The 24,631-nt window shown below is 59.9% G+C and carries 24 protein-coding genes; 10 read left to right on the top strand and 14 right to left on the bottom strand.

What is annotated here, in order from left to right:
- Positions 1-4 precede the first annotated feature (4 nt).
- Positions 5-2,221, top strand: coding sequence for a xanthine dehydrogenase family protein molybdopterin-binding subunit (locus tag AO068_RS01870; protein ID WP_058407493.1), 2,217 nt, complete (start codon positions 5-7; stop codon positions 2,219-2,221).
- 2 nt (positions 2,222-2,223) lie between these two features.
- Positions 2,224-3,192, top strand: a complete 969-nt coding sequence (locus tag AO068_RS01865) for an XdhC family protein (protein ID WP_058401426.1) — start codon at positions 2,224-2,226, stop codon at positions 3,190-3,192.
- Here the strand turns inward: AO068_RS01865 and AO068_RS01860 are convergent.
- A complete protein-coding gene (locus AO068_RS01860; RefSeq protein ID WP_058407492.1) occupies positions 3,173-3,796 on the bottom strand; it encodes a nucleotidyltransferase family protein in 624 nt (207 codons plus the stop codon). The two genes, AO068_RS01865 and AO068_RS01860, sit on opposite strands and share 20 nt — an antisense overlap.
- A gap of 128 nt (positions 3,797-3,924) precedes the next feature.
- Here AO068_RS01860 and AO068_RS01855 point away from each other — a divergent pair, with 128 nt between their 5' ends.
- Positions 3,925-4,509 (top strand): flavin reductase family protein, encoded by a 585-nt coding sequence (locus tag AO068_RS01855; protein WP_058407491.1) that lies wholly within the window; start codon positions 3,925-3,927, stop codon positions 4,507-4,509.
- Positions 4,510-4,866: 357 nt separating this feature from the next.
- Here AO068_RS01855 and AO068_RS01850 read toward each other — a convergent pair whose 3' ends face one another.
- Entirely contained in the window at positions 4,867-6,258 is a 1,392-nt protein-coding gene (locus tag AO068_RS01850; RefSeq protein ID WP_058407490.1) for an aldehyde dehydrogenase family protein, read from the bottom strand.
- Positions 6,259-6,360: 102 nt separating this feature from the next.
- On the opposite strand from AO068_RS01850, the gene ptrR reads away from it, so the two are divergent.
- The gene (ptrR, locus tag AO068_RS01845; protein WP_004658151.1) at positions 6,361-7,239 is read left to right on the top strand and encodes a putrescine utilization regulator PtrR; all 879 of its coding nucleotides are present in this window, start codon (positions 6,361-6,363) and stop codon (positions 7,237-7,239) included.
- 14 nt (positions 7,240-7,253) lie between these two features.
- Here ptrR and AO068_RS01840 read toward each other — a convergent pair whose 3' ends face one another.
- Positions 7,254-8,348 carry a tartrate dehydrogenase gene (locus AO068_RS01840; protein ID WP_058407489.1) on the bottom strand — a complete coding sequence of 365 codons (1,095 nt, stop codon included), beginning with the start codon at positions 8,346-8,348 and terminating at the stop codon, positions 7,254-7,256.
- Between the two features lie 112 nt (positions 8,349-8,460).
- Between AO068_RS01840 and AO068_RS01835 the strand changes: the two genes are divergently transcribed.
- Positions 8,461-9,372: a LysR substrate-binding domain-containing protein gene (locus tag AO068_RS01835; RefSeq protein WP_058407488.1), complete on the top strand. Its 912-nt coding sequence runs from the start codon at positions 8,461-8,463 to the stop codon at positions 9,370-9,372.
- A gap of 16 nt (positions 9,373-9,388) precedes the next feature.
- On the opposite strand, the gene AO068_RS01830 is transcribed toward AO068_RS01835, so the two are convergent.
- The 5 genes from AO068_RS01830 to ribBA all read right to left on the bottom strand — a co-directional run bounded on the left by AO068_RS01830 (position 9,389) and on the right by ribBA (position 14,728).
- On the bottom strand, positions 9,389-10,543 hold the full coding sequence (locus AO068_RS01830; RefSeq protein ID WP_058407487.1) for an ABC transporter ATP-binding protein: 1,155 nt from the start codon (positions 10,541-10,543) through the stop codon (positions 9,389-9,391).
- On the bottom strand, positions 10,540-11,355 hold the full coding sequence (locus tag AO068_RS01825; RefSeq protein ID WP_005733390.1) for an ABC transporter permease: 816 nt from the start codon (positions 11,353-11,355) through the stop codon (positions 10,540-10,542). Before AO068_RS01825 ends, AO068_RS01830 begins: the two co-directional genes overlap by 4 nt.
- A gap of 6 nt (positions 11,356-11,361) precedes the next feature.
- Complete coding sequence (locus tag AO068_RS01820; RefSeq protein WP_005743539.1) at positions 11,362-12,318, bottom strand: ABC transporter permease; 957 nt, start codon at positions 12,316-12,318, stop codon at positions 11,362-11,364.
- Complete coding sequence (locus AO068_RS01815) at positions 12,303-13,328, bottom strand: ABC transporter substrate-binding protein (RefSeq protein ID WP_005743540.1); 1,026 nt, start codon at positions 13,326-13,328, stop codon at positions 12,303-12,305. Before AO068_RS01815 ends, AO068_RS01820 begins: the two co-directional genes overlap by 16 nt.
- A 290-nt stretch (positions 13,329-13,618) precedes the next feature.
- Positions 13,619-14,728, bottom strand: coding sequence for a bifunctional 3,4-dihydroxy-2-butanone-4-phosphate synthase/GTP cyclohydrolase II (ribBA, locus tag AO068_RS01810; RefSeq protein ID WP_058401435.1), 1,110 nt, complete (start codon positions 14,726-14,728; stop codon positions 13,619-13,621).
- A 94-nt stretch (positions 14,729-14,822) separates the two neighbouring features.
- Here ribBA and AO068_RS01805 point away from each other — a divergent pair, with 94 nt between their 5' ends.
- Positions 14,823-15,113, top strand: coding sequence for a DUF1330 domain-containing protein (locus tag AO068_RS01805; RefSeq protein ID WP_058401436.1), 291 nt, complete (start codon positions 14,823-14,825; stop codon positions 15,111-15,113).
- A 51-nt stretch (positions 15,114-15,164) separates the two neighbouring features.
- Here the strand turns inward: AO068_RS01805 and AO068_RS01800 are convergent, their stop codons facing one another.
- From AO068_RS01800 to AO068_RS01775, 6 genes are all read right to left on the bottom strand, one after another.
- The gene (locus AO068_RS01800; RefSeq protein ID WP_044319295.1) at positions 15,165-15,728 is read right to left on the bottom strand and encodes an NUDIX hydrolase; all 564 of its coding nucleotides are present in this window, start codon (positions 15,726-15,728) and stop codon (positions 15,165-15,167) included.
- A 1-nt stretch (position 15,729) separates the two neighbouring features.
- Positions 15,730-16,482, bottom strand: coding sequence for a GntR family transcriptional regulator (locus tag AO068_RS01795; protein WP_002553605.1), 753 nt, complete (start codon positions 16,480-16,482; stop codon positions 15,730-15,732).
- A gap of 188 nt (positions 16,483-16,670) precedes the next feature.
- Positions 16,671-17,156: a flavin reductase family protein gene (locus tag AO068_RS01790; RefSeq protein ID WP_002553606.1), complete on the bottom strand. Its 486-nt coding sequence runs from the start codon at positions 17,154-17,156 to the stop codon at positions 16,671-16,673.
- Positions 17,157-17,169: 13 nt separating this feature from the next.
- A complete protein-coding gene (locus tag AO068_RS01785; RefSeq protein ID WP_058407486.1) occupies positions 17,170-18,651 on the bottom strand; it encodes an aldehyde dehydrogenase in 1,482 nt (493 codons plus the stop codon).
- Entirely contained in the window at positions 18,648-19,496 is an 849-nt protein-coding gene (locus AO068_RS01780) for an alpha/beta fold hydrolase (RefSeq protein WP_058407485.1), read from the bottom strand. The genes AO068_RS01785 and AO068_RS01780 overlap by 4 nt, the downstream gene beginning before the upstream one ends.
- Before the next feature lie 53 nt (positions 19,497-19,549).
- Positions 19,550-20,140 carry an amino acid synthesis family protein gene (locus AO068_RS01775; protein WP_058407484.1) on the bottom strand — a complete coding sequence of 197 codons (591 nt, stop codon included), beginning with the start codon at positions 20,138-20,140 and terminating at the stop codon, positions 19,550-19,552.
- 272 nt (positions 20,141-20,412) lie between these two features.
- On the opposite strand from AO068_RS01775, the gene AO068_RS01770 reads away from it, so the two are divergent.
- The 4 genes from AO068_RS01770 to AO068_RS01755 all read left to right on the top strand — a co-directional run bounded on the left by AO068_RS01770 (position 20,413) and on the right by AO068_RS01755 (position 24,626).
- Entirely contained in the window at positions 20,413-21,552 is a 1,140-nt protein-coding gene (locus AO068_RS01770; protein WP_058401440.1) for a glutathione-independent formaldehyde dehydrogenase, read from the top strand.
- 108 nt (positions 21,553-21,660) lie between these two features.
- Positions 21,661-22,521, top strand: a complete 861-nt coding sequence (locus AO068_RS01765) for a glucose 1-dehydrogenase (protein ID WP_005743546.1) — start codon at positions 21,661-21,663, stop codon at positions 22,519-22,521.
- Positions 22,522-22,754: 233 nt separating this feature from the next.
- Positions 22,755-23,150 carry a low affinity iron permease family protein gene (locus AO068_RS01760; RefSeq protein WP_016982075.1) on the top strand — a complete coding sequence of 132 codons (396 nt, stop codon included), beginning with the start codon at positions 22,755-22,757 and terminating at the stop codon, positions 23,148-23,150.
- A 45-nt stretch (positions 23,151-23,195) separates the two neighbouring features.
- Complete coding sequence (locus AO068_RS01755; RefSeq protein WP_058407483.1) at positions 23,196-24,626, top strand: NAD-dependent succinate-semialdehyde dehydrogenase; 1,431 nt, start codon at positions 23,196-23,198, stop codon at positions 24,624-24,626.
- Positions 24,627-24,631 lie beyond the last annotated feature (5 nt).

Here is a 24,631-nt window from a genome sequence, read left to right as displayed (position 1 = left end):
TCTCATGAGCGAAAACATCATTGGTGTGCCGCAGCGTCGTATCGACGGCGGCAAGAAAGTCAGCGGTCAGGCGCGCTACGCCGCTGACCACCCGATGGGCAAGATGCTGTATGCCTATGGCGTCTACAGCACGATTGCCAACGGGCGAGTGGTTGCCGTGAAGGATCAACAGGCCAAGGCGATGCCTGGCGTGGTCGACATCTTCCATCATGGCAATTTTCCTGCTTTGCACCGTACCCCGAACACCAAGCTGAGCTTTGCCAAAATGCTCTCGGCGAGCAAGGCGGACGAGCACCGCCTGCCGTTCGAAGATGACCGTATCTATTACCCCGGGCAGTTTGTGGCGCTGGTGGTTGCCGAGAGCTACGAGCAGGCGAGGGCGGCTGCCTACCGCGTGACGGTCGAGTACGACGAGCGCCCGGCGGTCAAGGACCTTGACGAAGGCATGCGTGTCAACGGTGCCCGTGATGGCGGTGCCGGGCACAACCGGGGTAAGCCGGACAGTGCGTTTGACAGTGCAAAAGTCAAAGTCGATCAGACTTACACCACGCCGGTTGAAGTGCATAACCCGATGGAGATGCACGCCAGCACCGCGTGGTGGCAGGACGGCAAGCTGTTTGTCTACGAGAGCACTCAGGGCGTGGTCAACCACCGCAACCTGCTGGCCAACGTTTTCGACCTTTCGCCTGACCGCGTTGAAGTGCGCGCACCGTTCATAGGCTCGGGCTTTGGCGGCAAGCTGTGGCCGTGGCCGCATTCGGTCGCGGCGTGCGCGGCAGCCAAAGTCACCGGGCGCCCTGTGCAGCTGGTGTTGCCGCGTGCGCAGATGTTCACCACCGTAGGCCATCGTCCGGAGACCCGCCAGCGCTTGCGTCTGGCCACCGATGCCAGCGGCAAGCTGGTGTCGATCCGTCACGAGTCGTTCAACAACACCTCGATGCTGGATGACTACACCGAAAACTGCGGTGGCGTGACCAAAAGTCTGTATGCCTGCGACAACGTGCTGGTCAGCCACAAGATCAGCTCTATCAACCGGGGTACGCCAACCTCCATGCGCGCGCCGGGTGCGGCACCGGGCCTTTTTGCGCTGGAGTCGGCCATTGATGAGATGGCGCTGGCCAGTGGCATGGACCCGCTGGCATTTCGCAAGCTGAACCTGGCCGACAAGGATCAGAGCGTCGGCTTGCCGTGGTCCAGCAATCACTTGCCGGAAGCCATCGACAAAGCCGCCGAGCGATTCGGCTGGCACGCGCGCAAGGCCGACATTGGCTCAATGCGCGAAGGCGATGAAATCATTGGTTACGGCATGGGCGCCTGCAACTGGGAGGCCTATCAGGTGCCTACCGATGCGCGAGTCATTCTGCGTTCTGACGGTACGGCGCTGGCCCAGTGTGGCTTGCAGGACATCGGCACCGGCACCTACACCATCGTGGCGCAGACCGTCAGCCAGTTGACCGGCATTCCCGTTGAGCGTGTTGAAGTAGAGCTGGGCAGTTCGTCATTCCCGGCCGGCCCCGTTTCCGGTGGTTCATGGGTGACGGCCAGCGTAATGCCGGCGATTGCCGGGGCCACGCGTGAAGCGTTGCAGAAGCTGCGTCAGTACGCTGTCAGCAAGGATGCGGTGTTCGCCGGGCAGGACGCCGAGTCGATCAAGGTCGAAAACGGGCAACTGGTGATCGGCGAACAGCGCGCCAGCTTTGTCGATGTGCTGAAGGGGCAGCGCCTGTCGCGCGCTGAGGGTAATTTTCAAAGTGGCATGCCTGAGGCGGGCAAGTATTCGTTCCGCTCGTTCGGTGTGCATTTTGTCGAGGTGCGCTGGGATCCGGGCATTTCCAGCCTGCGCGTGTCTCGGGTAGTCAGCGCCATCGATGTGGGCAAGGTCATCAACCCGCTGGCAGCACGCAATCAGGTGGAAGGCGCAATCGTGATGGGAATTGGTATGGCGTTGTTCGAGGCCGGTGAATATGACCCGCGCAGTGGCATGCCGGTCAATAACAACTATGCCGAGTACGTAGTGCCGGTGCATGCGGATCAGCCGGATATCGACGTCTTGCTGCTCGATTATCCGGACTACAACCTGGGTGAGTTTGGCGCGCGGGGCATCGGCGAGATCGGTGTTACCGGGCTTGCAGCTGCCGTGGCCAATGCGGTGTATCACGCGACCGGCAAACGGGTGCGTAGCCTGCCGATCAGCAAGGAAAAACTGATGGCGGGGTTGTAGCAATGAAACAGCTCGATTTGCAGGTGGTGCAACAGGCTCGTGACTGGCTGGCTGGCGGCAAAGCCGTCTGGCTGTGCACGGTTCTCTCCACGTTCGGCTCGGCCCCGCGCGGGCCCGGGGCGATGCTGGTGGCGTTGAGCAGCGGTGAGCACCGCGGTTCCCTGTCTGGCGGCTGTGTGGAGGAGGACTTTCTCGAGCGGGTCGCTGCAGGGCAGTTTCAGCCGGTTAATCAGGTGGTCCGCTACGGCGACGGCGGTTTTGTGCCAACGCGGGCCTTGCCGTGCGGTGGTGTGCTGGATGTGTTGATCGAGTTCATTGCACCTAGCCCGCAAGCGGATGCACATCTGGGGGCTATCGAGCAGGCGCTCGCTGGACGTGAGCTGGTCAGCAGGCACGTGCAGTTGGGCGGTGGGCAGAGAGAAATCGGGCCTGCAACGATGGGCGAGGCGCGGGTGCAGGTGGACGGCGAACGCATCAGCATTCGTATGGGGGCGGTGTATCGCGTGCTGCTTGCCGGGCTATCGCCGGTGGCGGAGTTCTGCGCCAGTTTTGCCGTCGCGATGGGCTATGAAGTCATCGTCTGTGACCCGCGTGTCGAGGTCACCTCAGGGTTTTCGATGCCGGGTGTCGAGGTCCGCGGTGTATTACCTGCGGTGTTCATTGCCGAAGGTGGCTGTCACAGTTCGACGGCGGTACTGGCGTTGACCCATGATCCGAAACTGGACGATCTGAGCATGCTCGAAGCCGTACGCACCGAGGCGTTCTACATAGGTGCAATGGGTTCTATGCGCACCAGCAGCAAACGTCTGGAGCGTCTGGGCCGGATCGGCGGGCTGGATGCCAGGGTGCTGGAGAGAATCCATGCCCCCATCGGCCTGAACCTGGGCAGCAAGACGCCTTCCGAAATCGCTATTGCGGTGATGGCTGACATCCTGCGCGTGGCCAACGGTGTCAGTCGTGCCGAGGTTTAAGGTATTGCGCACAGGCTTGCGCCAGCGCTGACGGTGTGTCGGCGTCGCGCAGAATGCCAGGGTCATCGCAATTCAGTACGTCACACACCTCCGGGTTGTTCATGATCAGGGCCTTAGCGCCCTGATCGCCTTTCAGCGTCAGCAGTGCCGGCCAGAACTGCCGACCAATGATCACCGGATGGCCGCGCTGGCCGCCATGCATTGGCACCGCAATGCGCTGAGGACTGGCCAGTGCGGCCAGTTCGCGCAGGGTCTGCGGCGTTATCCAGGGCATGTCTGCAAGCAGAATGGCGACGGCTTCGGCAGCGGAGTCCATTACGGCGGCAATGCCGCTGGCGAGACTGTGGCCAATGCCCAGGTCGGCATGTTCGCTGCGGATGATTGTTACCTGTGCGGGAATACCCAGTGCTTCAGCGTCATCGTCGGCACGCAGTACCAGCCCCACGTTGCTGAATTCTTTTCCAGCGTTTTCAAGACTTGCGGTCAGCAAGGTACGTCCACAGGGCAATGCAGCCTGTCGTTTATCGCCACCAAAACGCCTGCTTCGGCCTGCCGCCAGTACCAGGGCGAACACTTTGGGGTTCTGGCTGTCTATGCTGCTCAATCCGATGCCTTATGAGTCGTGAGAGGGTTCGTGTGCAGCCACACCATGCAGTACGGCTGGCGTACGCAGAATGCCTTATTTCGCTGCTCTGCCGGTAGCGGTACGAATCATGTTTTCGAGGGTTTCAAGTGGACAATCACATTCGTCCTGTCGAGCTGGAAAAAGCCTACCGTCTGCTCAATCACGGCCCGACTGTGCTGGTGTCCTCCAGTCATGAAGGCACTCACAACGTCATGGCTGCGGCCTGGGCCTGTGCGCTGGATTTCTCGCCGCCCAAGGTGACACTGGTGATCGACAAGATGACCAAAACCCGCGGGCTGGTGGAGAAGAGCGGTTATTTTGCGTTGCAGGTGCCCAATCTGGATCAATTGCAGATGACCTTCGACGTCGGCACCCAGAGCAAGGTCTTCACCCCGGACAAGCTTGATAAAGCCAATGTCGACCTGTTTCTGATTGAAGATCATGTCACGCCGCTGGTTGTCGGTTGCTCTGCCTGGCTGATCTGCAAGGTCATCCCGGAGCCGCACAATCAACAGACCTACGACCTGTTCATTGGCGAGGTCATCGGCGCCTGGGCTGACACCCGTGTGTTCAACGACGGGCACTGGGAATTCGAAAAGGCCGACCCGAAATGGCGCAGCCTTCATTACGTGGCGGGCGGGCATTTCTATACGATTGGTGAGCCTGCGATTGTGGAAACGGGCGACGAATGATCACTCTGCGCTGTTGCGAAGACCGGACGCAGAGCGCTCATCGTCACTCCAGACTTGAAAAGCCCGAAAAACAGGGCTGACACCCCCGATAATGCTCGTTCCCACGCTCCGCGTGGTAATGCATTGGGTGACGCTCTGCGTCACATTGCAGCCATGGTGCATCATTCAATCCGGCCTGAGAAACAGGCGGCACCAAAGCCTGACACTTATTTGCGCTCGATACCGAGCCAGGCTGCAGATCTGTGACGCGGAGCGTCACCCAATGCATGCCAACGCGGAGCATTGGCACGATGGTGTTTTCCAGACACCCATCGTTCCTCACGCTCCAGCATGGTCAAGAGGGTATTTTCCCAACCCTCAGTGACGATCCCGCCATACGGTCTGTGCATTGCAGAACTCGCGTACACCGAAGTGCGACAGCTCACGGCCAAAACCGCTTTTCTTCACACCGCCGAAGGTCACGCGCGGGTCTGAAGCGCTGTAGCCGTTGATGAACACACCGCCGGTTTCCAGTTCCTCGGTCATGCGCTCGGCCAGTTGCAGGTCGCGGGTATAAACCGTCGCGGTCAGGCCGAATTCGCTGTCATTGGCCAGCTCCAGAGCGTGCTGCGCGTCGCGGGCGGTAATGATTGATGCTACCGGGCCGAACAGCTCCTGCCTGAAGGAAGTCATCTGGTCGGTCACGTCGCCCAGTACGGTCGGCTCGTAGTAGTTGCCTTGGCCATCAGCCTTCTTGCCGCCCAGCAACAGTTTCGCGCCTTCGGCAAGGGTGTCCTGAACCTGAGCATCCAGTTCATCGCGCAGATCGAAGCGTGCCATCGGACCAATGTAGGTCTCGCCGAACAACGGATCGCCGATCACCAACTGGCGAGTCTGCTCAACGAACCTGCGCGTGAACTCCTCGACCGCACCTTGCTCGATGATCAAACGCTTGGCCGCGGCACAGACCTGCCCGGTGTTCTGGAAACGACCGATGACAGCCGCTTTCACAGCCTGATCCAGGTCTGCGTCATTGAGCACGATGAACGGGTCGGAACCTCCCAGCTCCAGCACGCACTTCTTGAGCGCCGCACCGGCCTGAGCACCAATGGCCTGGCCAGCGCGAACACTGCCGGTCAGCGTGACGGCCGCAATGCGTGGGTCGGCAATGGCCTTCGAGACGCCCTCGGCAGCCACGTTGATGACTTCAAACACGCCCTGCGGGAAACCGGCGCGCTTGAACGCGTCGAGCATCAGGTATGCGCAACCCATGACGTTGGGTGCATGCTTGAGCACGTAGGTATTGCCTGCCAGCAATGTCGGAATTGCGCCGCGCAATACTTGCCAGATCGGGAAATTCCACGGCATCACCGCAAGAACAGGGCCCAGCGGACGGTACTCGATGCGTGCCTTGTCATGCTCGACCTGAGTCGCTTCGGCCACCAGCATTGCCGGGCCTTGCGCCGCATACCAATCGCATAACTGTGCGCATTTCTCGACTTCGCCCCTGGCCTGCGCCACGGGCTTGCCCATTTCCCGGCTGATCATCTGTGCAATGTTTTCGGCGTCGTCGCGCAGGGCCTGACCCATGGCGATGATCAGTTGCGCACGTTGCTGAACCGGCGTGCGCTTCCAGCCGGCAAAACCGGCCGCCGCGCGCGACAGGCTTTGATCCAGCGCAGCGGCGGATTCGAAGGCATAGTGGCCGATCTGCTCGCCGGTGGCAGGGTTGATCGAGATTGCATGGGTGTTGCTGGTGACAGTAGTCATTGCGCCATCCTGTTGAGGTGGGAAGTGGGACCAGAATATAGGCGTGCAATGCTTTCCAAAACTGAATAATAATGAGCGTATCGTTCATGATTGGAGAATGAAATGGATCTGGTTCAGCTGGAGATGTTCAAGGCGGTGGCTGAACACGGCAGCATCAGCGCCGCTGCGCAGCATATTCATCGCGTGCCCTCGAACCTGACGACGCGTATCAAACAGCTGGAGCAGGATCTGGGCGTAGACCTGTTCATTCGCGAAAAACACCGTTTGCGACTGTCGCCTGCCGGCTGGAATTTTCTCGATTACACGCGGCGCATACTGGACCTGGTACAGGAAGCGCGGCTGGCGGTTTCTGGCGAAGAACCACAAGGGCCTTTTTCGCTGGGCTCGCTGGAAAGCACGGCGGCCGTGAGGATTCCTGCGTTGCTGGCGGTCTACAACCAGCAAAACGCCAAGGTCGAACTGGACCTGTCCACCGGGCCGTCCGGCACCATGATCGACGGTGTGCTTGCCGGGCGCCTGGTTGCTGCGTTTGTCGACGGGCCGGTGCTGCATCCATCACTCGAGGGTGTGCCGGTATTCGAAGAGGAAATGGTCATCATCGCGCCACTCAACCACGCGCCGGTCAAGCGCGGGCGGGATGTGAGCGGTGAAAGCATCTACGCGTTTCGTGCCAACTGCTCGTACCGGCACCACTTCGAACGCTGGTTTACCGAGGACGCCGCAGTACCGGGCAAGATCCACGAAATGGAGTCATACCACGGCATGCTGGCCTGCGTCAGCGCAGGTGCCGGGTTGGCGCTGATGCCACGCAGCATGCTGGAAAGCATGCCCGGTTGTGCCACAGTCAGTGTCTGGCCGTTGTCCGAAAAGTTTCGTTACCTGCACACCTGGCTGATCTGGCGTCGAGGCACCGTATCGCGCAGCCTGACTCGCTTCGTGGAGTTGCTGGAAGAACAGGCCAGACCGCCGCAAGCCGGATGAGGTAACGTCGGCAGTTACTGCGCGGCAGATACCCGTCCGGCAATCGCTGCACCCACTTCCTGGGTCGAATGCTTGCCGCCCAGGTCCGGTGTGACGTCGCCACTGGCAATCACTTGCTCGATAGCGGTGATGATCTCGTCATGAGCTGCTGTGAAGCGTTCATCGCCCTGGCCGAGGAATTCCAGCATCAGCGCGCCGGACCAGATCATCGCAATCGGGTTGGCGATGTTCTTGCCGAAGATGTCGGGGGCCGAGCCGTGCACCGGTTCGAACAGCGAGGGGAAATTACGCTCCGGGTTGAGGTTGGCCGACGGCGCAATGCCGATGGTGCCGGCACACGCCGGGCCGAGGTCGCTGAGGATGTCGCCGAACAGGTTGGAGGCCACCACCACGTCGAAGCGCTCGGGTTGCAGCACGAAGCGCGCGCACAGAATATCGATGTGTTGCTTGTCCCAGCTGATGTCCGGGTACTGACTGGCCATCGCCTCGGTGCGCTTGTCCCAATAGGGCATGCTGATCGCCATGCCGTTGGATTTGGTCGCGGACGTCACGTGCTTGCGCTCGCGTTTGCTGGCCCTCTCGAAAGCGAACTTGAGAATACGGTCGACACCACGACGGGTGAACACGGATTCCTGCAACACGAACTCGTTTTCGGTGTTTTCAAACATGATCCCGCCCAGCGACGAGTATTCGCCTTCGGTATTTTCCCGCACCACGATGAAATCAATGTCGCCCGGTTCGCGATTGGCCAGCGGGCAGGGCACGCCGGGAAACAGCCGCACCGGACGGATGTTGGCGTACTGGTCGAACTCGCGGCGAAACTTGAGCAGTGAGCCCCAGAGGGAGATGTGGTCTGGCACTTTTTCCGGCCAGCCCACGGCACCGAAAAAGATCGAATCGAAGCCTTTGAGCTGTTCAAACCAGTCGTCCGGCATCATGTTGCCGTGCTTCAGGTAGTAATCGCAGCTGGCCCATTCGAAGTATTCGAACTCCAGCTCCAGACCGTGCTTCGCGGCGGCAGCCTGAACCACACGTACGCCTTCGGGCAGTACTTCAAGGCCGATGCCGTCACCGGCGATGGCAGCAATACGCAGTTTCTTGTTGTTCATGTCGGGCACTCTTGTCGGCGGCTTGTCAGGGATGAGTCACACAGGCCATCCATGCTATAAGCACACGATATAAAGATAATCAGTTGATTGATGGATTGAGAAAACACGAATCGTGAATTATCCAAACCTTGATGACCTGAACGTGTTCATCCACGTTGCTCGACGCTCAAGCTTCGTGGGTGCCGCCAATGAGCTGGGCATGTCCGCTGCTTATGTCAGCAAGCGGGTCAAACTGCTGGAGCAGAATATGGGCGTGGTGCTGTTGCACCGCTCAACGCGGCAAGTATCGATCACTGAAGACGGCGAGCGAGTCTATGAGTGGGCCAAGGGCATTCTGGAGTCGGTGCAGCAGATGGGCGATGAAGTTGCTGCGCTGCACGGCGAGCCCAGCGGCTTGCTGCGAGTGGTCAGCAGCCAGGGCTTCGGTCGCCGTTTCGTAGCGCCTGCCTTGTCAGAGCTGGCGGCGCTTTATCCGAAGCTGGATATACGTCTGGATATTCAGGACCGGCTGGTCGACCTGATCGAGGAGGGCGTCGACCTGGACATCCGCGTCGGCAACGAAATTGCCCCGCATCTGCGTGCAAAGCACCTGGCCAGTAACTGGCGCGTGTTGTGCGCAAGCCCCGCTTACCTGAAACATCACGGGGCGCCACTGAGCATCGGTGAGCTGGCCAACCATGATTGCCTGGTGATCAAGGAGCGCGACCGGCCGTTCGGCATCTGGCATCTCAACGGGCCGCAAGGCGCTGAAACCGTCAAGGTGACCGGCAGCCTTTCCAGCAACCACGGCGAAATCGCCCGCCAGTGGTGCCTGGACGGGCGCGGCGTGTTGCTGCGTTCGCTTTGGGATGTACGTACTGATCTGGCCGAAGGCCGGTTGATTCAGGTGCTGCCGGAATACCGCCAGAACGCGGACATCTGGGCGGTTCATACCTCACCGCTGATGAGTTCGGCCAAGGTCCGCGTCACGGTGGAGTTTCTGCGTGACTACCTCGCTTTGCATCCGTCACCGGCGAACCACTGACGCGTGCCTACCGGCGTCAGTGCGCCCCCGCTGCCTTGTTCAGGTCGCTGTCCATCCATTCGGTGTAGATACACGCGTCGGCAGCGGCCCAGCGCACCCGCACCGGGTCGCCAGCCCGGAGCAGCATGCCGGTCGCTGAAAGCGCTTTGACAGTCATGGCAGTGCCGCCTGTGGTGACCACCGAACAGGTCTGGCTCTCGCCGAGAAAAAGCACCTCAGTGACCTTGGCACTCACTTCGTTCCAGCCTGCTTCAAGTGGTATGTCAGCAGCTTGTTCAACGCTCAGCGCCTGTGCTTTCTCCGGGCGAACCATGAGCAGAACGTCCTGATCGGTCTTCAGGCCCGGGGTCAGGCGAATCGCCAGCGCAAGGCCTTCAAACGTTGCTACTGCGTTGCCCTGTGCCTTGAGCCTGAGGAAGTTCGAGTTGCCGAGAAACGACGCAACGAAGGCATTTGGCGGGTCCTGATACAGGTCATAACCCGAACCCAGACCGACGATTTTGCCGTGGCTGAAAATCGCGATGCGCTGGGACAGGCGCATGGCTTCTTCCTGATCGTGGGTCACATAGACGATGGTGATGCCCAGCCGACGATGCAACTGACGCAGTTCGTCCTGCAGGTCTTCACGCAGCTTCTTGTCCAGTGCGCCCAGCGGCTCGTCCATCAGCAGGATGCGTGGCTCGTAGACCAGCGCTCTGGCAATGGCGACTCGTTGCTGCTGGCCACCGGACAGTTGTGAAGGGCGGCGGTGAGCAAATTCTTCCAGCTGGACGAGCTTGAGCATCGCATCGACTTTCTTCTCGCGCTCGGCCGCAGGCAATTTGCGGATCGCCAGCGGAAAAGCAATGTTGTCGCATACCGACAGGTGCGGAAACAGCGAGTAGCGTTGAAACACCATGCCGATGTCGCGCTTGTGCGGAGGCACATTGACCAGCGATTTGCCGCTGACCAGGATCTCGCCCGAGCTGGGCGTCTCGAAACCGGCGAGCATTGACAACGTGGTGCTTTTGCCCGAGCCACTGGAGCCGAGAAAGGTCAGGAATTCGCCGTCCTGAATATCCAGGGAAATGTTGTCGACAGCGGCGAAGTCACCGTAGTGCTTGTTCAGGTTGCACAGGCTGACCAGCGTTTTCTGATCCTGATGGGTGGGGTCTTTGATCACGGCACTCATGAAGTACTCCTGGCTTCGTTGCGGCGACGCAGGGTCGCGGCGATGAACATGATCAGCACCGACAGGGCGATCAGCAGCGTTGAGGCAACAGCGATGACCGGCGTCAGGTCCTGACGCAGGGTGGTCCACATTTTTACGGGAAGGGTTTGCAGGGTCGGGCTGGCCATCATCACGCTCAGCACCACTTCATCCCACGAGACCAGAAACGCGAACAGCGCGCCGGCCATCATGCCCGGACGGATGCCGGGAAAGGTCACTTTGTAGATCGCCTGCAAGCGTGACGCGCCACAGATCACCGCGGCATCTTCAATGGACTGGTCGAACAGTTTCAGCGAGTTGATGATCGAGATGATGGTGAACGGCAAGGCGACGATCACATGGCTGACGACGAAGGAAAACAATGTGCCGGTGTAACCGAGTTTGAGAAACAGGGCGTACACGGCAACAGCGATAATCACCAGCGGCACGATCATCGGCAAGGTGAAGACGCCGTACAGAAAATCGCGCCCGGGGAACCGGCCGCGCACCAGCGCGAAAGCGGTGGGCAGGCCCAGCGCCACCGAGGCAATGGTGGTCAGAATCGCGACCTTGAAGCTCGACATGGCGGCCGCCATCCAGTCCGGGTTGGAGAAAAACTGCTGATACCACTTCAGTGTCCAGCCGGGAGGCGGAAATACCAGCCACTGCGATGAACCGAATGACAGCAGGACGATGAACAGGATCGGCAGCAACAGAAACAGCGCGATCAGGCCAGTGGTCAGGTACAGACCCGTACGCAGGCCGGGGCTCATGGCATTGGGTGTCAGGAGCATGGCGGTTTACCTCGCGTTACTGGCACCGACCGGGGATTCCGGCTGGAGCTTCAGGTAGAAGTAGAACAGCACCAGCGTAATCAGCACCAGCAACGCAGCGGCGGCACTGGCCAGCCCCCAGTTGAGGAACGACTGCACCTGCTGGACGATGAATTCGGGCAGCATCATGTTCTGCGCGCCACCCAGCAGCGCCGGGGTAACGTAGTAACCGAGCGACATGACAAACACCATCAGGCCCCCGGAAAACAGTCCCGGACGGCACAGCGGCAGGAATACCCTGAAGAAGTTGGTCCATGGGCTGGCACCGCAGATCGAGCCGGCCTGCAACACCATCGGATCGATGGCCTGCATGGTCGCCTGCAACGGCAGGACAATGAACGGAATCATGATGTAGCTCATGCCGATCACCACACCGGTCAGGTTGTGCACCATTTCCAGTGGCTGATCGATAATGCCCATCGCCATCAGCGCCTTGTTGACCACTCCGGACGCCTGCAACAGCACCAGCCACGAGTAGGTGCGTGCCAGCAGACTGGTCCACATCGACAACAGCACAATGTTCAGAATCCAGCGTCCCCAGCCACGCGGCACCAGCGTGATGACCCAGGCCAGCGGGAAGCCCAGCAGCAGGCTGAACAAGGTCACCAGACCGGCGACGGAAAAGGTATTGAGCAGCACCCGCGAGTAGGCCGAGTTGGCGAACAGTTGTTCGTAGTTGCCAAGGCCCGGCACCGGCTCAAGCACGCCGCGCAGCAGCAGGCCGATCAGCGGAGCGAAGAAAAACAGTCCGAGAAAGATCAGCGCCGGAAGCAGATTGCGGCTGCCACGCCAGCGCTGAGCGAGGGAAGGAGATCGCTGCATGCTCGTCGCCTTGTCGTGTGCCGCGCCGGCGGTGCGCGGAGCACCACCGGCCGGGATGGGTTGACGAGGCGCGACCGCTGTCATTTTTACTTGACCAGCCATTCGTTCCACCGTGTCGCAATGTCCGCGCCATTCTTGGCCCAGTATGCGAAGTCGAGAGTGATTTGATCGGCAACATGGGCGGTCGGCAGGTTAGGTGCCAGTGTTGAGTCCAGGCGTGCAACGCTCTGAGTGTTTACCGGGGCATAGGCACTGAGGTTGGAGAAGTCTGCCTGGCCTTTGGCACTGGTTGCATTGGCGATGAACTTCATCGCGGCATCCTTGTTTTTTGCGCCTTTTGGCACGACCAGAAAATCAGCCATGACCAGGTTTTGTTTCCAGCTCACACCCACCGGTGCGCCGTCCTGTTGCAGGGCATAGACCCGGCCGTTCCACATCTGGCCCATCGACACTTCGCCAGAGGCCAGCAGTTGTTGAGACTGCGCGCCGCCGCCCCACCAGACGATGTCCTTCTTGATGGTGTCGAGTTTCTTGAAGGCGCGGTCGAGGTCCAGCGGGTAGAGCTTGTCAGGTGCTACGCCGTCGGCCAGCAGAGCCAGTTCAAGCACGCCAGGGCTTGGCCACTTATACAGCGAGCGTTTGCCGGGGTAGGTTTTGGTGTCGAACATGGCGGCCCAGTCGACGGGTGGTTTGGCGCCCACTTTGCTTTCGTTGTAGCCGAGCACGAAGGAGAAGAAGAACGAACCGGCACCGTGGTCGGTGACAAAGCGCTTGTCGATCTCGTCGCGTTTGATGGTGTTGAAGTCCAGAGGCTCCAGCAGGCCTTCGCTGGCGGCACGCAGGGCAAAGTCGGCTTCGACATCGACAACGTCCCACTGAACGTTACCGCTTTCGACCATGGCCTTGAGTTTGCCGTAGTCGGTGGGACCGTCCTGCACGACGGTGATGCCGCTGGCCTTGCTGAACGGAGCTGCCCAGGCTTCTTTCTGGAAGTCTTGGGTGGAACCGCCCCAGCTCACGAAATTGACGCTCTCGGCGGCGCTCGCGGCGACACTCGAGAGAGCCAGCACGCCGGCCGCCAGAACTGCTGCTGCACGTTTGTTCAACACCATTTTCACGCCCTCATTTGTTGTGTTTTGAGCGGGCTTTTCTTGCCCGCGTAATCGGGAGCAGTAGGTCCAATGGGCCTTGAAACCTGGTACAGGTCAGGTGCTGTTATTAGTGCTGTCCCTTGCCGGGCGCGCCTGACCAATTCGTGTGTTTATGGAATGTCATATTATGGTATTCCAAACTTTCTGCAAGCGTTTTGCCCTGTCAAAATGCCTTCATCGGATGTTTTTACGGTAAACCCATGCGGCTGCCGAGCGCAGGCAGTGGGGCGTGCCCGCGGTACTTTTGTCGGTCAGCCGGGAAACGGAATATTTTCAATCACTTCCAGATCGTAGCCGGTCAAACCTGCGTATTTCAGTGGCGGGCCGAGGTGGCGCAGCTTGCCGACACCCAGATCCTGCAATATCTGAGCGCCAGTACCGACCTCGGAATAGATACGCGATTGCGAGCGGGTGTATTGGCGCGGCTGCTGGGTAAGTTGCGGAATTCGCTCCAGCAACGCTTGTGAGGATTCGTGATTGGCCAGCACCACCACCACGCCGCGACCTTCCTGCGCCACCCGTTGCAGCGCAGCCCAGAGCGTCCAGTTCGACGGGCCGGTGTATTCGGCACCGACCAGGTCGCGCAACGGGTCGACCACATGCACGCGCACCAGAGTAGGGTCGTCGCGGCGGATATCACCCATCACCATGGCCATGTGTACGCCACCTTCGATACGGTCTTCGTAGCTGAACAGGCGGAAGGTGCCGTGTACCGTGGGCAGGTCGCGCTCGCCGATCCTGACGATGGTGTGCTCGGTGCTCAGCCGGTAATGGATCAGATCGGCGATGGTGCCAATACGAATGCCGTGTTTCTCGGCGAACAGTTCCAGGTCTGGTCGCCTTGCCATGCTGCCGTCGTCATTCATGACTTCGACAATGACCGACGCAGGCGTAAAGCCAGCCATCCTGGCCAGGTCGCAACCCGCCTCAGTGTGGCCGGCGCGGGTCAGTACGCCGCCGTCACGCGCGCGCAACGGGAAGATATGACCCGGCTGCACCAGGTCCTCCGGTACTGCGTGCGGGTTGACGGCGGCCTGAACGGTACGCGCACGATCTGCCGCGCTGATGCCAGTGGTCACGCCCGTTGTCGCTTCGATAGACACCGTGAACGCGGTGGCGAAGACACTGCCGTTGCTCGGCACCATTTGCTCCAGGCCCAGACGCTGACAGTGCTCATCGGTCAGCGTCAGGCAAATCAGCCCGCGTGCTTCCCGGGCCATAAAGCTGATTGCCTGTGCTGAACAGCAATCGGCGGCAAGCAGCAGATCGCCTTCGTTTTCCCGGTCTTCGTCATCAACCAGCAAAACCATCTTGCCCAGGCGGTAGTCTTCAATGATGTCTTCGATGCGGTCGAATGCCATGTTCAGTATCCCGGTTTTATGGGTAGATGAATCGTGGTATACCATAAGACAGAATATTTCACAGATTCCCCATCATTGAAACAGTGAGATCACGATGAAGGCCTATTGGATTGCACACGTCGATGTAACCGACCCTCAGCAGTACAGTGAATACACCCAGCGTGCCCCGGCAGCGTTCGTGCTGTTTGGTGGCAAATTTCTGGCGAGGGGCGGGCGTTCCGAAGCGCTGGAAGGGCGTGCGACGCCACAACGCACGGTGATTATCGAATTCGAGTCCTACGAGCAGGCAGTTGCCTGCTATCACTCGCCGCAATACCAGAACGCCATGAGCCATCGACAGGGCGCAGCCAAGGCCGAAATCGTGATAGTTGAGGGACAGCCTTGAGCAGCAGACAAAATCCAGGTGCGGCCCGGACTGCTTCGCCTGGAGCTGCACTTAACGAATAAAATGCACCTTTCCGGTGTCGTCGTTGCCGATGTAGATGCCATACACCCCCGCCTGACGCTCTTCGATATAGCGTTCCAGTATCTGGCGGATGGCGGGGTAATAGATGCTGTCCCACGGGATGTCTTCAGGGGCGAAGAATTGGTAGTCCAGGGTTTCCGGGCCGAACTGGCCGGTGACTTCCAGCGCGATGGCACGGAACACGATGTAGACTTCGCTGATCCGCGGCACGCTGAAGATGGAATAGGGCGAGACGATTTCGGCGCGCACCCCGGTTTCTTCCCAGACCTCACGCAGCGCCGCCTGCTCGGTGGTTTCGCCGCTTTCCATGAACCCGGCAGGCAGTGTCCAGGTACCGGGGCGCGGCGGGATGGCGCGTTGGCACAGCAGATATTTGCCTTCCTGCTCGATGATGCAGCCGGCAATGATCTTCGGGTTGACGTAATGAATGTACTGGCAGCCGCCGCAAATCAACCGCGTGTGGGTATCGCCTTCGGGGACGCGCTGAGCCAGGTCAGCGCATCCGCATTGAGGGCAGAAGCGCGGTGTGACCATGTCAGCGCCCTATGCGGGGTTCTTTGAGTGCCACGGGCGCGATGATTTCGCGGACTTTGGTGTCTTCGTCCTGCTTGGATTTCAAATATTCCAGTGCCACGCGTGCGGCGTTGCGCACGTGATCGACCGAAGCCTGATGCGCGGCCATCGGGTCGCCGCTCTTGATGGCCTCGACCATCAGTTCCATTTCCTTGTTGCTCGCACCGCGGCGGTTTTCCTGGGAGACCGAGGTGGCGCGCAAGTAGCTGATGCGCGCCTGCAACTGACGCAGCTGTGTTGCGGCGACGTGATTACCGGAGCCTTCCAGTAGCACGTCATAGAAACCCTGAACCGAATCGATCACTTGCTGCAGCTCGCCTTCCTTGAGCGCCTGGCGATTTTCCTCCAGGGCTTTTTCCAGGGCGCGAATGTCCTTGGGCTTGGCGCGCAGGGTGAACAGCTGAACAATCAGGCCCTCCAGTACGCACCGTAGCTCGTAGATATCGCACGCGTCTGCCAGGGTGATAATGGCAACGCGCGGGCCCTTGGCATCGGCGAACTCGACCAGGCCTTCGGATTCCAGATGGCGCAGCGCCTCGCGTACCGAGGTGCGGCTGACGCCCAGACGGTCACACAGATCACGCTCGACCAGACGATCGCCCGGCAGCAGCTGAAAATTCATGATCGCGCTGCGCAGCTTGTCCAGCACAATCTCCCGCAGGGTGACGGGGTTGCGGTTGACCTTGAAGGTGTCATCGAGTGGCAGGCGTTTCATCGGGTGTGCTCGGAATGGGGCTGTCAAAGTAAAAACGTGACTGGAAACCGTGGCTGGAAACAAAGTCTCGCTCATGTCGGCAGCCCACGAACCACGCGGGCTGCTGCATGGCCCGGACGGATGAACCCGGGTCGCGGCCGAGTTTATCACGCCGATGCCTGCAACCACCAAAACCGCCCGGCGCAGCCTCAGACGATGGCTGGCAGTGCGCCCATCTTGCCGCGGTGATAAACCATTGGTGTGACTGGTACAGCGGGCAGGATCAGGTTTTTCACTGCGCCGACAATGATTGCATGATCGCCACCGTCGTATTCGCGCCACAGCTCGCATTCAATGATAGCGGTTGCCTTGCCCAGCAGCGGGTTGCCCAGCTCGCTCAAGTGCCACTCGATGCCTTTGGTCTTGTCCTTGCCCTTGCTGGCGAACGCATAGGCTTCGACCTGCTGGTCGGCAGACAGCAAGTGGATGGCGAATTTTTTGCTGTCGCGCAGCACCGGGTAAGTGTCCGATGCGTAGTTGGGGCAAAACAGCACCAGCGCCGGGTCGATGGACAGCGCGCTGAACGCACTGGCGGTGATACCGACCAGATTGCCCTCGGGGTCCAGCGTGGTAACAATTGTGACGCCTGAAGGGAATGACGCCATGACTTCTTTGTAGATACTCGGTTCGATCATCGCAGCGGCCTCGTTAACGCATGACAAATGGATCAGGCATGGGCGCCTGCGAAAGGTTGATCCACACCGTTTTCAATTCGGTGTAGGCCAGTACGGAGTCTATCCCGCTCTCGCGGCCGTAGCCGCTGTTTTTGAAACCGCCGATAGGCGCCATGGCTGACACGGCACGATAGGTATTGACCCAGATGATACCTGAGCGAATATCCCGCGCCAGGCGATGCGCGCGGCCCAGGTCACGGGTCCAGATTCCGGCGGCGAGGCCGAACTGTGAGTCGTTGGCAATGGCCAGCGCCTCGGCTTCGTCCTTGAAACGAATCACCGAGGCCACCGGGCCGAACACTTCTTCCTGCATGATTTTCATCGAGTTGCGGTCGCATTCGAACAGCGTAGGTTCATAGAACCAGCCTTGGCTGTCCAGCTTCGGGCGCTTGCCGCCCAGACGCAGGCGTGCACCTTCGGCCAGCGCGTCCGCCACCAGACCTTCTACCACGGCCAGTTGCTGGGCCGTGGCCATCGGACCCATTTCGGTGGTTTCATCCTGCGGATTGCCGATCCTGATACGACTGGCGCGCTCGGCCAGGCGTTCGACGAATTCATCGTAGATTTCGTCCTGCACCAGCAGTCGCGAGCCGGACACACAGCTTTGCCCGGACGCCGCATAGATGCCTGCGACTGCACCATTGACGGCGCTGTCCAGATCGGCGTCGGCGAAAATGATATTCGGTGATTTTCCGCCGAGCTCCAGTGACAGTTTGGCGAAATTCTCGGCGCTGCTGCGCACCACGTGGCGAGCCGTGGCCGCGCCACCGGTAAAGGCAATCTTGCGCACCAGCGGGTGGCGGGTCAGGGCCGCGCCTGTGTTCGGGCCGTAACCGGTGATGACGTTGACCACACCGGGCGGGATACCCGCTTCAAGCGCCAGACGCGCCAGCTCAAGCACGGTGGCCGAGGCGTGTTCCGAGGGTTTGAGAACAATGGTGTTGCCTGCCGCCAGTGCCGGGGCCAGCTTGATGGCGGTCAGGTACAGCGGGCTGTTCCAGGGTATGATCCCGGCCACTACGCCCATCGGTTCGTGCACGGTGTAGGCGAACAGGTCGGGCTTGTCGAGGGGCAGAGTGCCGCCTTCGAGTTTGTCAGCCAGCCCTGCGGTGTAATGAAAGAATTCGGGCAGATAGCCGACCTGCCCGCGGGTTTCGCGAATCAGTTTGCCGTTGTCGCGGCTTTCCAGCTGTGCCAGTTGCTCCTTGTTTTCGGCAATCAGGTCGCCCAGCTTACGCAGCAGCTTGCCGCGTGCCGTGGCCGTCAGGCCGCGCCAGGCCTGACCCTCGAAGGCTTTCTGGGCGGCCTGAACGGCCCGTTCGACGTCAGCTTCGTCAGCATCCGGCAGTTGCGCCCAGGGTTCGGCCAGCGCCGGATCGAGGCTGTCGAAGGTCTTGCCGGACAACGCATCGACCCATTGACCGTCGATGCACATCTGAAAGCGGGTAAGGCTCATGCAACAATCCCCTTGATCGAATGGTGAGCGGACGCCGGTTTGTCGAGGCCGATCTTTTCGAAGAAACCGAGCAATACCTGGTTGACCAGGCGTGGCGATTCAACCGGCATCATATGACGCTGATCGGGCAATATCGCGACATCGGCACCAGGGATGCGCGCGGCCAGTTCGCGGGCCATTTCGGGCGTCGATCCCGGGTCAAGTTCGCCCGTGGCGATCAACGTCGGTGCGCGAATATCGCCCAGATCCTCGGCGCGGTACATATCCTGAGTAGCAAACAGCTTGTAGGTAGTCAGGTAGCCTTGCGGATCGTTACTGGCCAGATTCTGCCGAATGGCCGCAATCTGTGCCGGGTTGGCCGCCTGATACTCACGGCTGAACCAGCGTGACAAAGCCTCGCCTGCGTTGGCGTCCGGCCCGTGCTCGGCTGCCTGGCTGGTGCGCGCAATGACGCCTGCACGCTGTTCAGGGCTGCGGTTGAACACGCTGTTGAGAATCACCAACCCGGCGAGATGCTGTGGAAACTCCAGCGCGAACGCCCTTGCCACCAGCCCGCCCATCGAGAAACCGACGACCGTCGCCTGAGGCAGTTGCAAATGCTCCAGTAACTCACGCAGTTGCTCGGCATAGCCCGGAAGGCCAGTGTCCGGGTCCGGACGCGGGCTGGCGCCATGGCCGAGCATGTCATAGGCGATTACCTGATAATGCGTGGCCAGGCCAACGATCTGGCCGCCCCACATTTCCTTGTTCAGGCCCACCCCGTGAATCAACACCACGGGGTGACCTTGGCCGGTAGCCAGATAGCTGGTACCCGCCTGGGTGTGTTCAGCGGTGAGCTGAATCATGGACCGCTCCTGCGCAGATGACAAAGGTGATCGGGCGACGAGCCCTTCATGAGTTACTGGGCCTTTTCGGCCGCCAGTTCTTCCAGGTCGATATAACGATTGCCGATTCGCGGGTGCAGGCGTCCACCGTTGGCGGCACCAAGGACTACGATGATTTCGTCGGCACGCGGCGAATCTTCGATGTGCATCTCCAGCGTGATGTAGTGCGAGCGCAGGCCTTCATCATCCTTGTGCATCATCGGAATCTGGATGGACGTGCCTGGGCCACCGCGCTTGTTGGTAAAGCTCAGGTAGCTCTTGGCCTTGACCGCTTCGCGGTAGTGGTTGCCAAAGCGCAGGGTATGGATCACTGCTGAAGCGTGTTCGATTTCGCCGTCCGCGCCGACCACCGCAGCCTTGCCATAGGCCTCGATTTTATCTGCACCGCCAATCGCATCAGTGAGGCGCTTGACCATCAGTTCACCCAGATCCGAGCAGTTGGCACGAATCTCCGGTTTCAGGTCTTCGACGAATCCGCGGCCCAGCCACGGGTTCTTGATCACCACCGCCAGGCCAATCATGGTGACCGGTTTGTCGGTGGCCTTGCCGCCTTCGATAAAGGTTTCTTCGGTGTAATTGACGATTTTGCGAATTTCAAAGCTCATGAACGACTCCCGGATCGAGTGCTGTTGTATTTCGTCTGATGGTATACCATAAGACTGGGCGTGCAAATGCTTTATTTGCGGCTCGCACCGGTCATTGCCGGTCGGCTGATCTGGTGCAAAAGCGTAGGTGCAAACAGCTCTGTGTCGGCCTTGTCGGCGACCACTCGTCAGGTGTGAAGGCAATCGCTTTGAACATGACTGTTTCTCTCGTGACAGACATTCGGTGAGTCATAAAAAGCTCAATCGAATTTTCACTTCAGGAGAGCCCCACTATGAAAGCCATCGTCTATAGCGGTCCGCGTGACGTCAGTGTCAAAAACGTACCGGATGCAAAGATAGAGAAGCCAACGGACGCTCTTATTAGAGTGACCTCCACGAATATCTGCGGCTCGGACCTACACATGTACGAAGGCCGTACGTCGTTCGAGACCGGGCGTATCTTTGGTCATGAAAACATGGGCCAGGTCATCGAGATCGGCGCAGGCGTCGACCGCATCAAGGTGGGCGACTGGGTGTGTCTGCCGTTCAATATTGGCTGCGGCTTTTGTGAAAACTGTGAAAAGGGTCTGACGGGTTATTGCCTGACCGCCAACCCCGGCAGCGCTGGCGCGGCCTATGGGTTTGCCGACATGGGCGACCACGAAGGCGGGCAGGCCGAGTTGCTGCGCGTGCCTTATGCAGACTTCAACTGCCTGCTGCTACCCGAAGACGCCGCCGAGCGCGAAGACGATTACGTAATGCTCTCGGATATTTTCCCTACCGGCTGGCATGCCACTGAATTGGCGGGCTTGCTGCCGGGCGAAAGTGTTGCCATTTACGGTGCCGGTCCGGTTGGTCTGATGGCTGCGCACTCGGCAATGATCAAGGGTGCTTCGCAAGTCTTCGTGGTCGACAACCACCCGGATCGCCTGGCGCTTGCTGCGAAAATGGGCGCGACGCCGATCAATTCGCTGGAGCAGGGTGCGGTGGATCAGATTCTCAACCTTACCAATGGCAAAGGCACCGACCGCGGTTGCGAGTGCGTGGGTTATCAGTGTTGCGACCGTCATGGTCATGAGGCCAATCACGTCACCATGAACAACCTCGTGGCCTCGACCAAGGCCACTGGCGGTATCGGTGTCGTGGGTGTTTTCGTGCCACAGGACCCGGGCGCGCATAACGATCTGGCGAAAGAAGGCAAAATGGCCTTCGACTTCGGCTCGTTCTGGTTCAAAGGCCAGCAGATTCGCACCGGGCAGGCCAACGTCAAGGCCTACAACCGCCGTCTGGCCGAGCTGATCCACCATGATCGGGCCAAGCCTTCGCAGATCATTTCCCATCGTCTGAAACTTGAGGAAGGTCCTGCGGCCTACCAGCATTTCGACGCGCGTGATGAAGGCTGGACCAAGGTGGTTCTCAAGCCGGGTGCTTGATTGCCGCAGCGGATCAACCCCCTTGTCGCGTGTGGCGGTGCCCGGCGACAAGGGGCAGCACTATTTTTTATTCAGTCAGTTTTTATTGAGCCAGGGAGATTTATTCAGATGAACGAAGAATACCCAAAGCCGCCGTTTGCCAGTCAGCCGCAAGAGGTTCCGGGGTTGCAGGGCAAGATGGACCCCTATCCCGATTGCGGTGAAAAAAGCTACAAGGGCTCCGGGCGTCTGCAGGGCAAGATTGCATTGATCACCGGTGCCGACAGCGGCATCGGTCGCGCTGTTGCCATAGCCTTTGCACGAGAAGGCGCGCAGGTTGCAATCTCGTACCTGAACGAGCATGAAGACGCGGAAGAAACCAAGCGCTGGGTCGAAGAGGCCGGTATGAAGTGTCTGCTGTTGCCGGGTGATCTGGCTCAGAAGCAACAGTGCGAAGACATCGTAAGCAAGACGGTGGCTGAATTCGGCCGTATCGATGTGCTGGTCAACAACGCCGCATTCCAGATGAATCACGAAACGCTGGAAGAAATCTCTGACGAAGAGTGGGTCAAGACCTTCGATATCAACATCACTGCGATGTTTCGTATCTGCAAGGCCGCGGTTCCGCATATGCCGCGGGGTGGCTCGATCATCAATACCAGTTCGGTCAATTCGGACATGCCCAAGCCGACGCTGCTGGCATACGCGACCACCAAGGGCGCGATTGCCAACTTCACCGGTGGTCTGGCGCAGTTGCTGGGTGACAAGGGTATCCGCGTGAACAGCGTGGCCCCCGGCCCGATCTGGACCCCGCTGATCCCGGCGACCATGACCGACGAAGACGTCAAGAGCTTCGGCAGCGAGACACCGCTAGGCCGTCCAGGTCAGCCGGTGGAAGTGTCGCCCATCTACGTGCTGCTGGCCTCGGATGAAGCCAGCTACATCTCCGGCTCGCGTTATGCAGTGACGGGCGGCAAGCCGATTCTGTAAATTCATGAAACGTTTGCGCGGTTGAAACGGTGCCTTGGCGGGTGCCGTTTCTGAAGCATCAGGCACGTTATTTCAGCCGCGACTCATTTCCCGTGAGAAGGGCGGACACATGTCCTCCCAGGTTTGAATAGCCGTCAAAGTCTGTCAGTCAGCTGAACAGGTCGACCTGTTGCAGGAAATTTCAAGGCGCTAGCGGTGTCCATGTAAGACACCCCGTGTTCAGGCAGTTGTTGATGAAGTTCTCCAGATTCTCCCAGTCCCTTTCAAAATGGGCGGGCAGCCCGGCCACCTTTGCTTCAGCCGTCGTGCTGATCTGCCTCTGGGCATTCACTGGTCCGTGGTTTCACTACAACGATACCTGGCAGTTGATCATCAATACGTCGACTACCATCATTACCTTCCTTATGGTGTTCTTGATCCAGAACACGCAGAACCGTGACAACGATGTCCTGCACCTGAAAGTCGACGAGCTGTTGCGCGTGACCAAGGATGCGCAGAACTCGTTGCTGAACCTCGACGGCCTCACGCAGAAGGACCTCAGGGCCCTGCGCAAGAAATACGAGGCCATGGGCGGCGAGCACGATATCGACGCCCCTCTACCGATGGCCGGGGCCGAACAGCGAATCTGATCGCTCAGCCACGCCGGTTTTTTCAACTACCTATGGAGATTTTTCATGTATCCAGACGTACAGCTTTATATCGATGGTCAATGGCGCGCAAGCCGCGACAATCGCACGTTGTCAGTCATCAACCCGGCGACGGGCGAGGCGCTGGGCACTGTGGCGCATGCCGGTATCACCGACCTTGATGAAGCCCTGGCGGCTGCCGAGCGTGGCTTTGCCACCTGGCGCGCGACCTCGGCCTATGATCGCTACAAGCTGATGCAGAAAGCCGCGAACCTGATTCGCGAGCGTGCCGACAACATTGCCCGGATCATGACCCAGGAGCAGGGCAAGCCCTTGGCCGAGGCGCGGATGGAAACCCTTTCTGCCGCTGATGTCATCGACTGGCTGGCCGAGGAAGGGCGTCGCAGCTATGGCCGTATCGTGCCTTCGCGTGGCGTGGCCATTGAGCAGAAGGTCGTCAAGGAGCCGGTCGGTCCTGTTGCGGCGTTCACACCGTGGAATTTTCCGATCAATCAGGTGGTGCGCAAGTTGTCGTCTGCACTGGCAGCCGGGTGCTCGATCATCGTCAAGGCTCCGGAAGAAACTCCGGCGTCGCCTGCCGAGCTGATTCGGGCGTTTGCCGATGCCGGTGTTCCGGCAGGCGTGATTGGTCTGGTCTACGGTGATCCGGCTGAAATCTCTGGCTACCTGATCCCGCATCCGGTGATTCGCAAGGTCACGTTTACCGGTTCGACACCGGTCGGCAAGCAACTGGCTGCGCTCGCCGGGAAACATATGAAGCGGGCAACCATGGAGCTGGGTGGTCATGCGCCGGCACTGGTGTTCGATGACGCTGATATCGACCTCGCTGCGCGCGTGCTGGCCACCGCGAAGTTCCGCAATGCCGGACAGGTCTGCGTATCGCCGACGCGGATTCTGGTGCAACGCAAGGTGCTGGATGCGTTCACCGAGAGATTTGTGGGCCTGACCCGCGAGATCAAGGTCGGCAACGGTCTGGAGGCGGGCACCACCATGGGGCCGGTAGCCAACGAGCGACGTATTCCTGCGCTGGTCGATCTGATCGAAGACGCTGTGCGTGGCGGTGCAACCCTGTCTGCCGGTGGCAAGGCTGTCGAGGGGCCGGGCTATTTCTTCGAGCCAACCGTATTGAGTGGCCTGACACCGCAAATGCGCATCATGAACGAAGAACCTTTCGGGCCGGTTGCGCTGCTGGTGCCGTTCGACACGGTTGAAGAGGCGATTGCCGAATCCAACCGGGTGCCGTTCGGGCTGGCGTCCTACGCGTTCACGACCTCGATGAAGACCGCTCAGGCGCTGAGTACGTACATTGAGGCGGGCATGCTGTCGATCAACCATCAGGGCATCGGCTTGCCGGAAGTCCCGTTCGGCGGGATCAAGGATTCCGGTTACGGTTCCGAGGGTGGCACCGAGGCCATTGAGGCTTACCTGAACACCAAGCTGGTCACTCAGTACAACTGAGTGCG

Origin of the sequence: Pseudomonas sp. ICMP 3272 (genome assembly GCF_001466905.1) — a bacterium.
GTDB lineage: Bacteria > Pseudomonadota > Gammaproteobacteria > Pseudomonadales > Pseudomonadaceae > Aquipseudomonas > Aquipseudomonas amygdali.
This window is presented reverse-complemented; position numbering and strand designations above follow the sequence as displayed.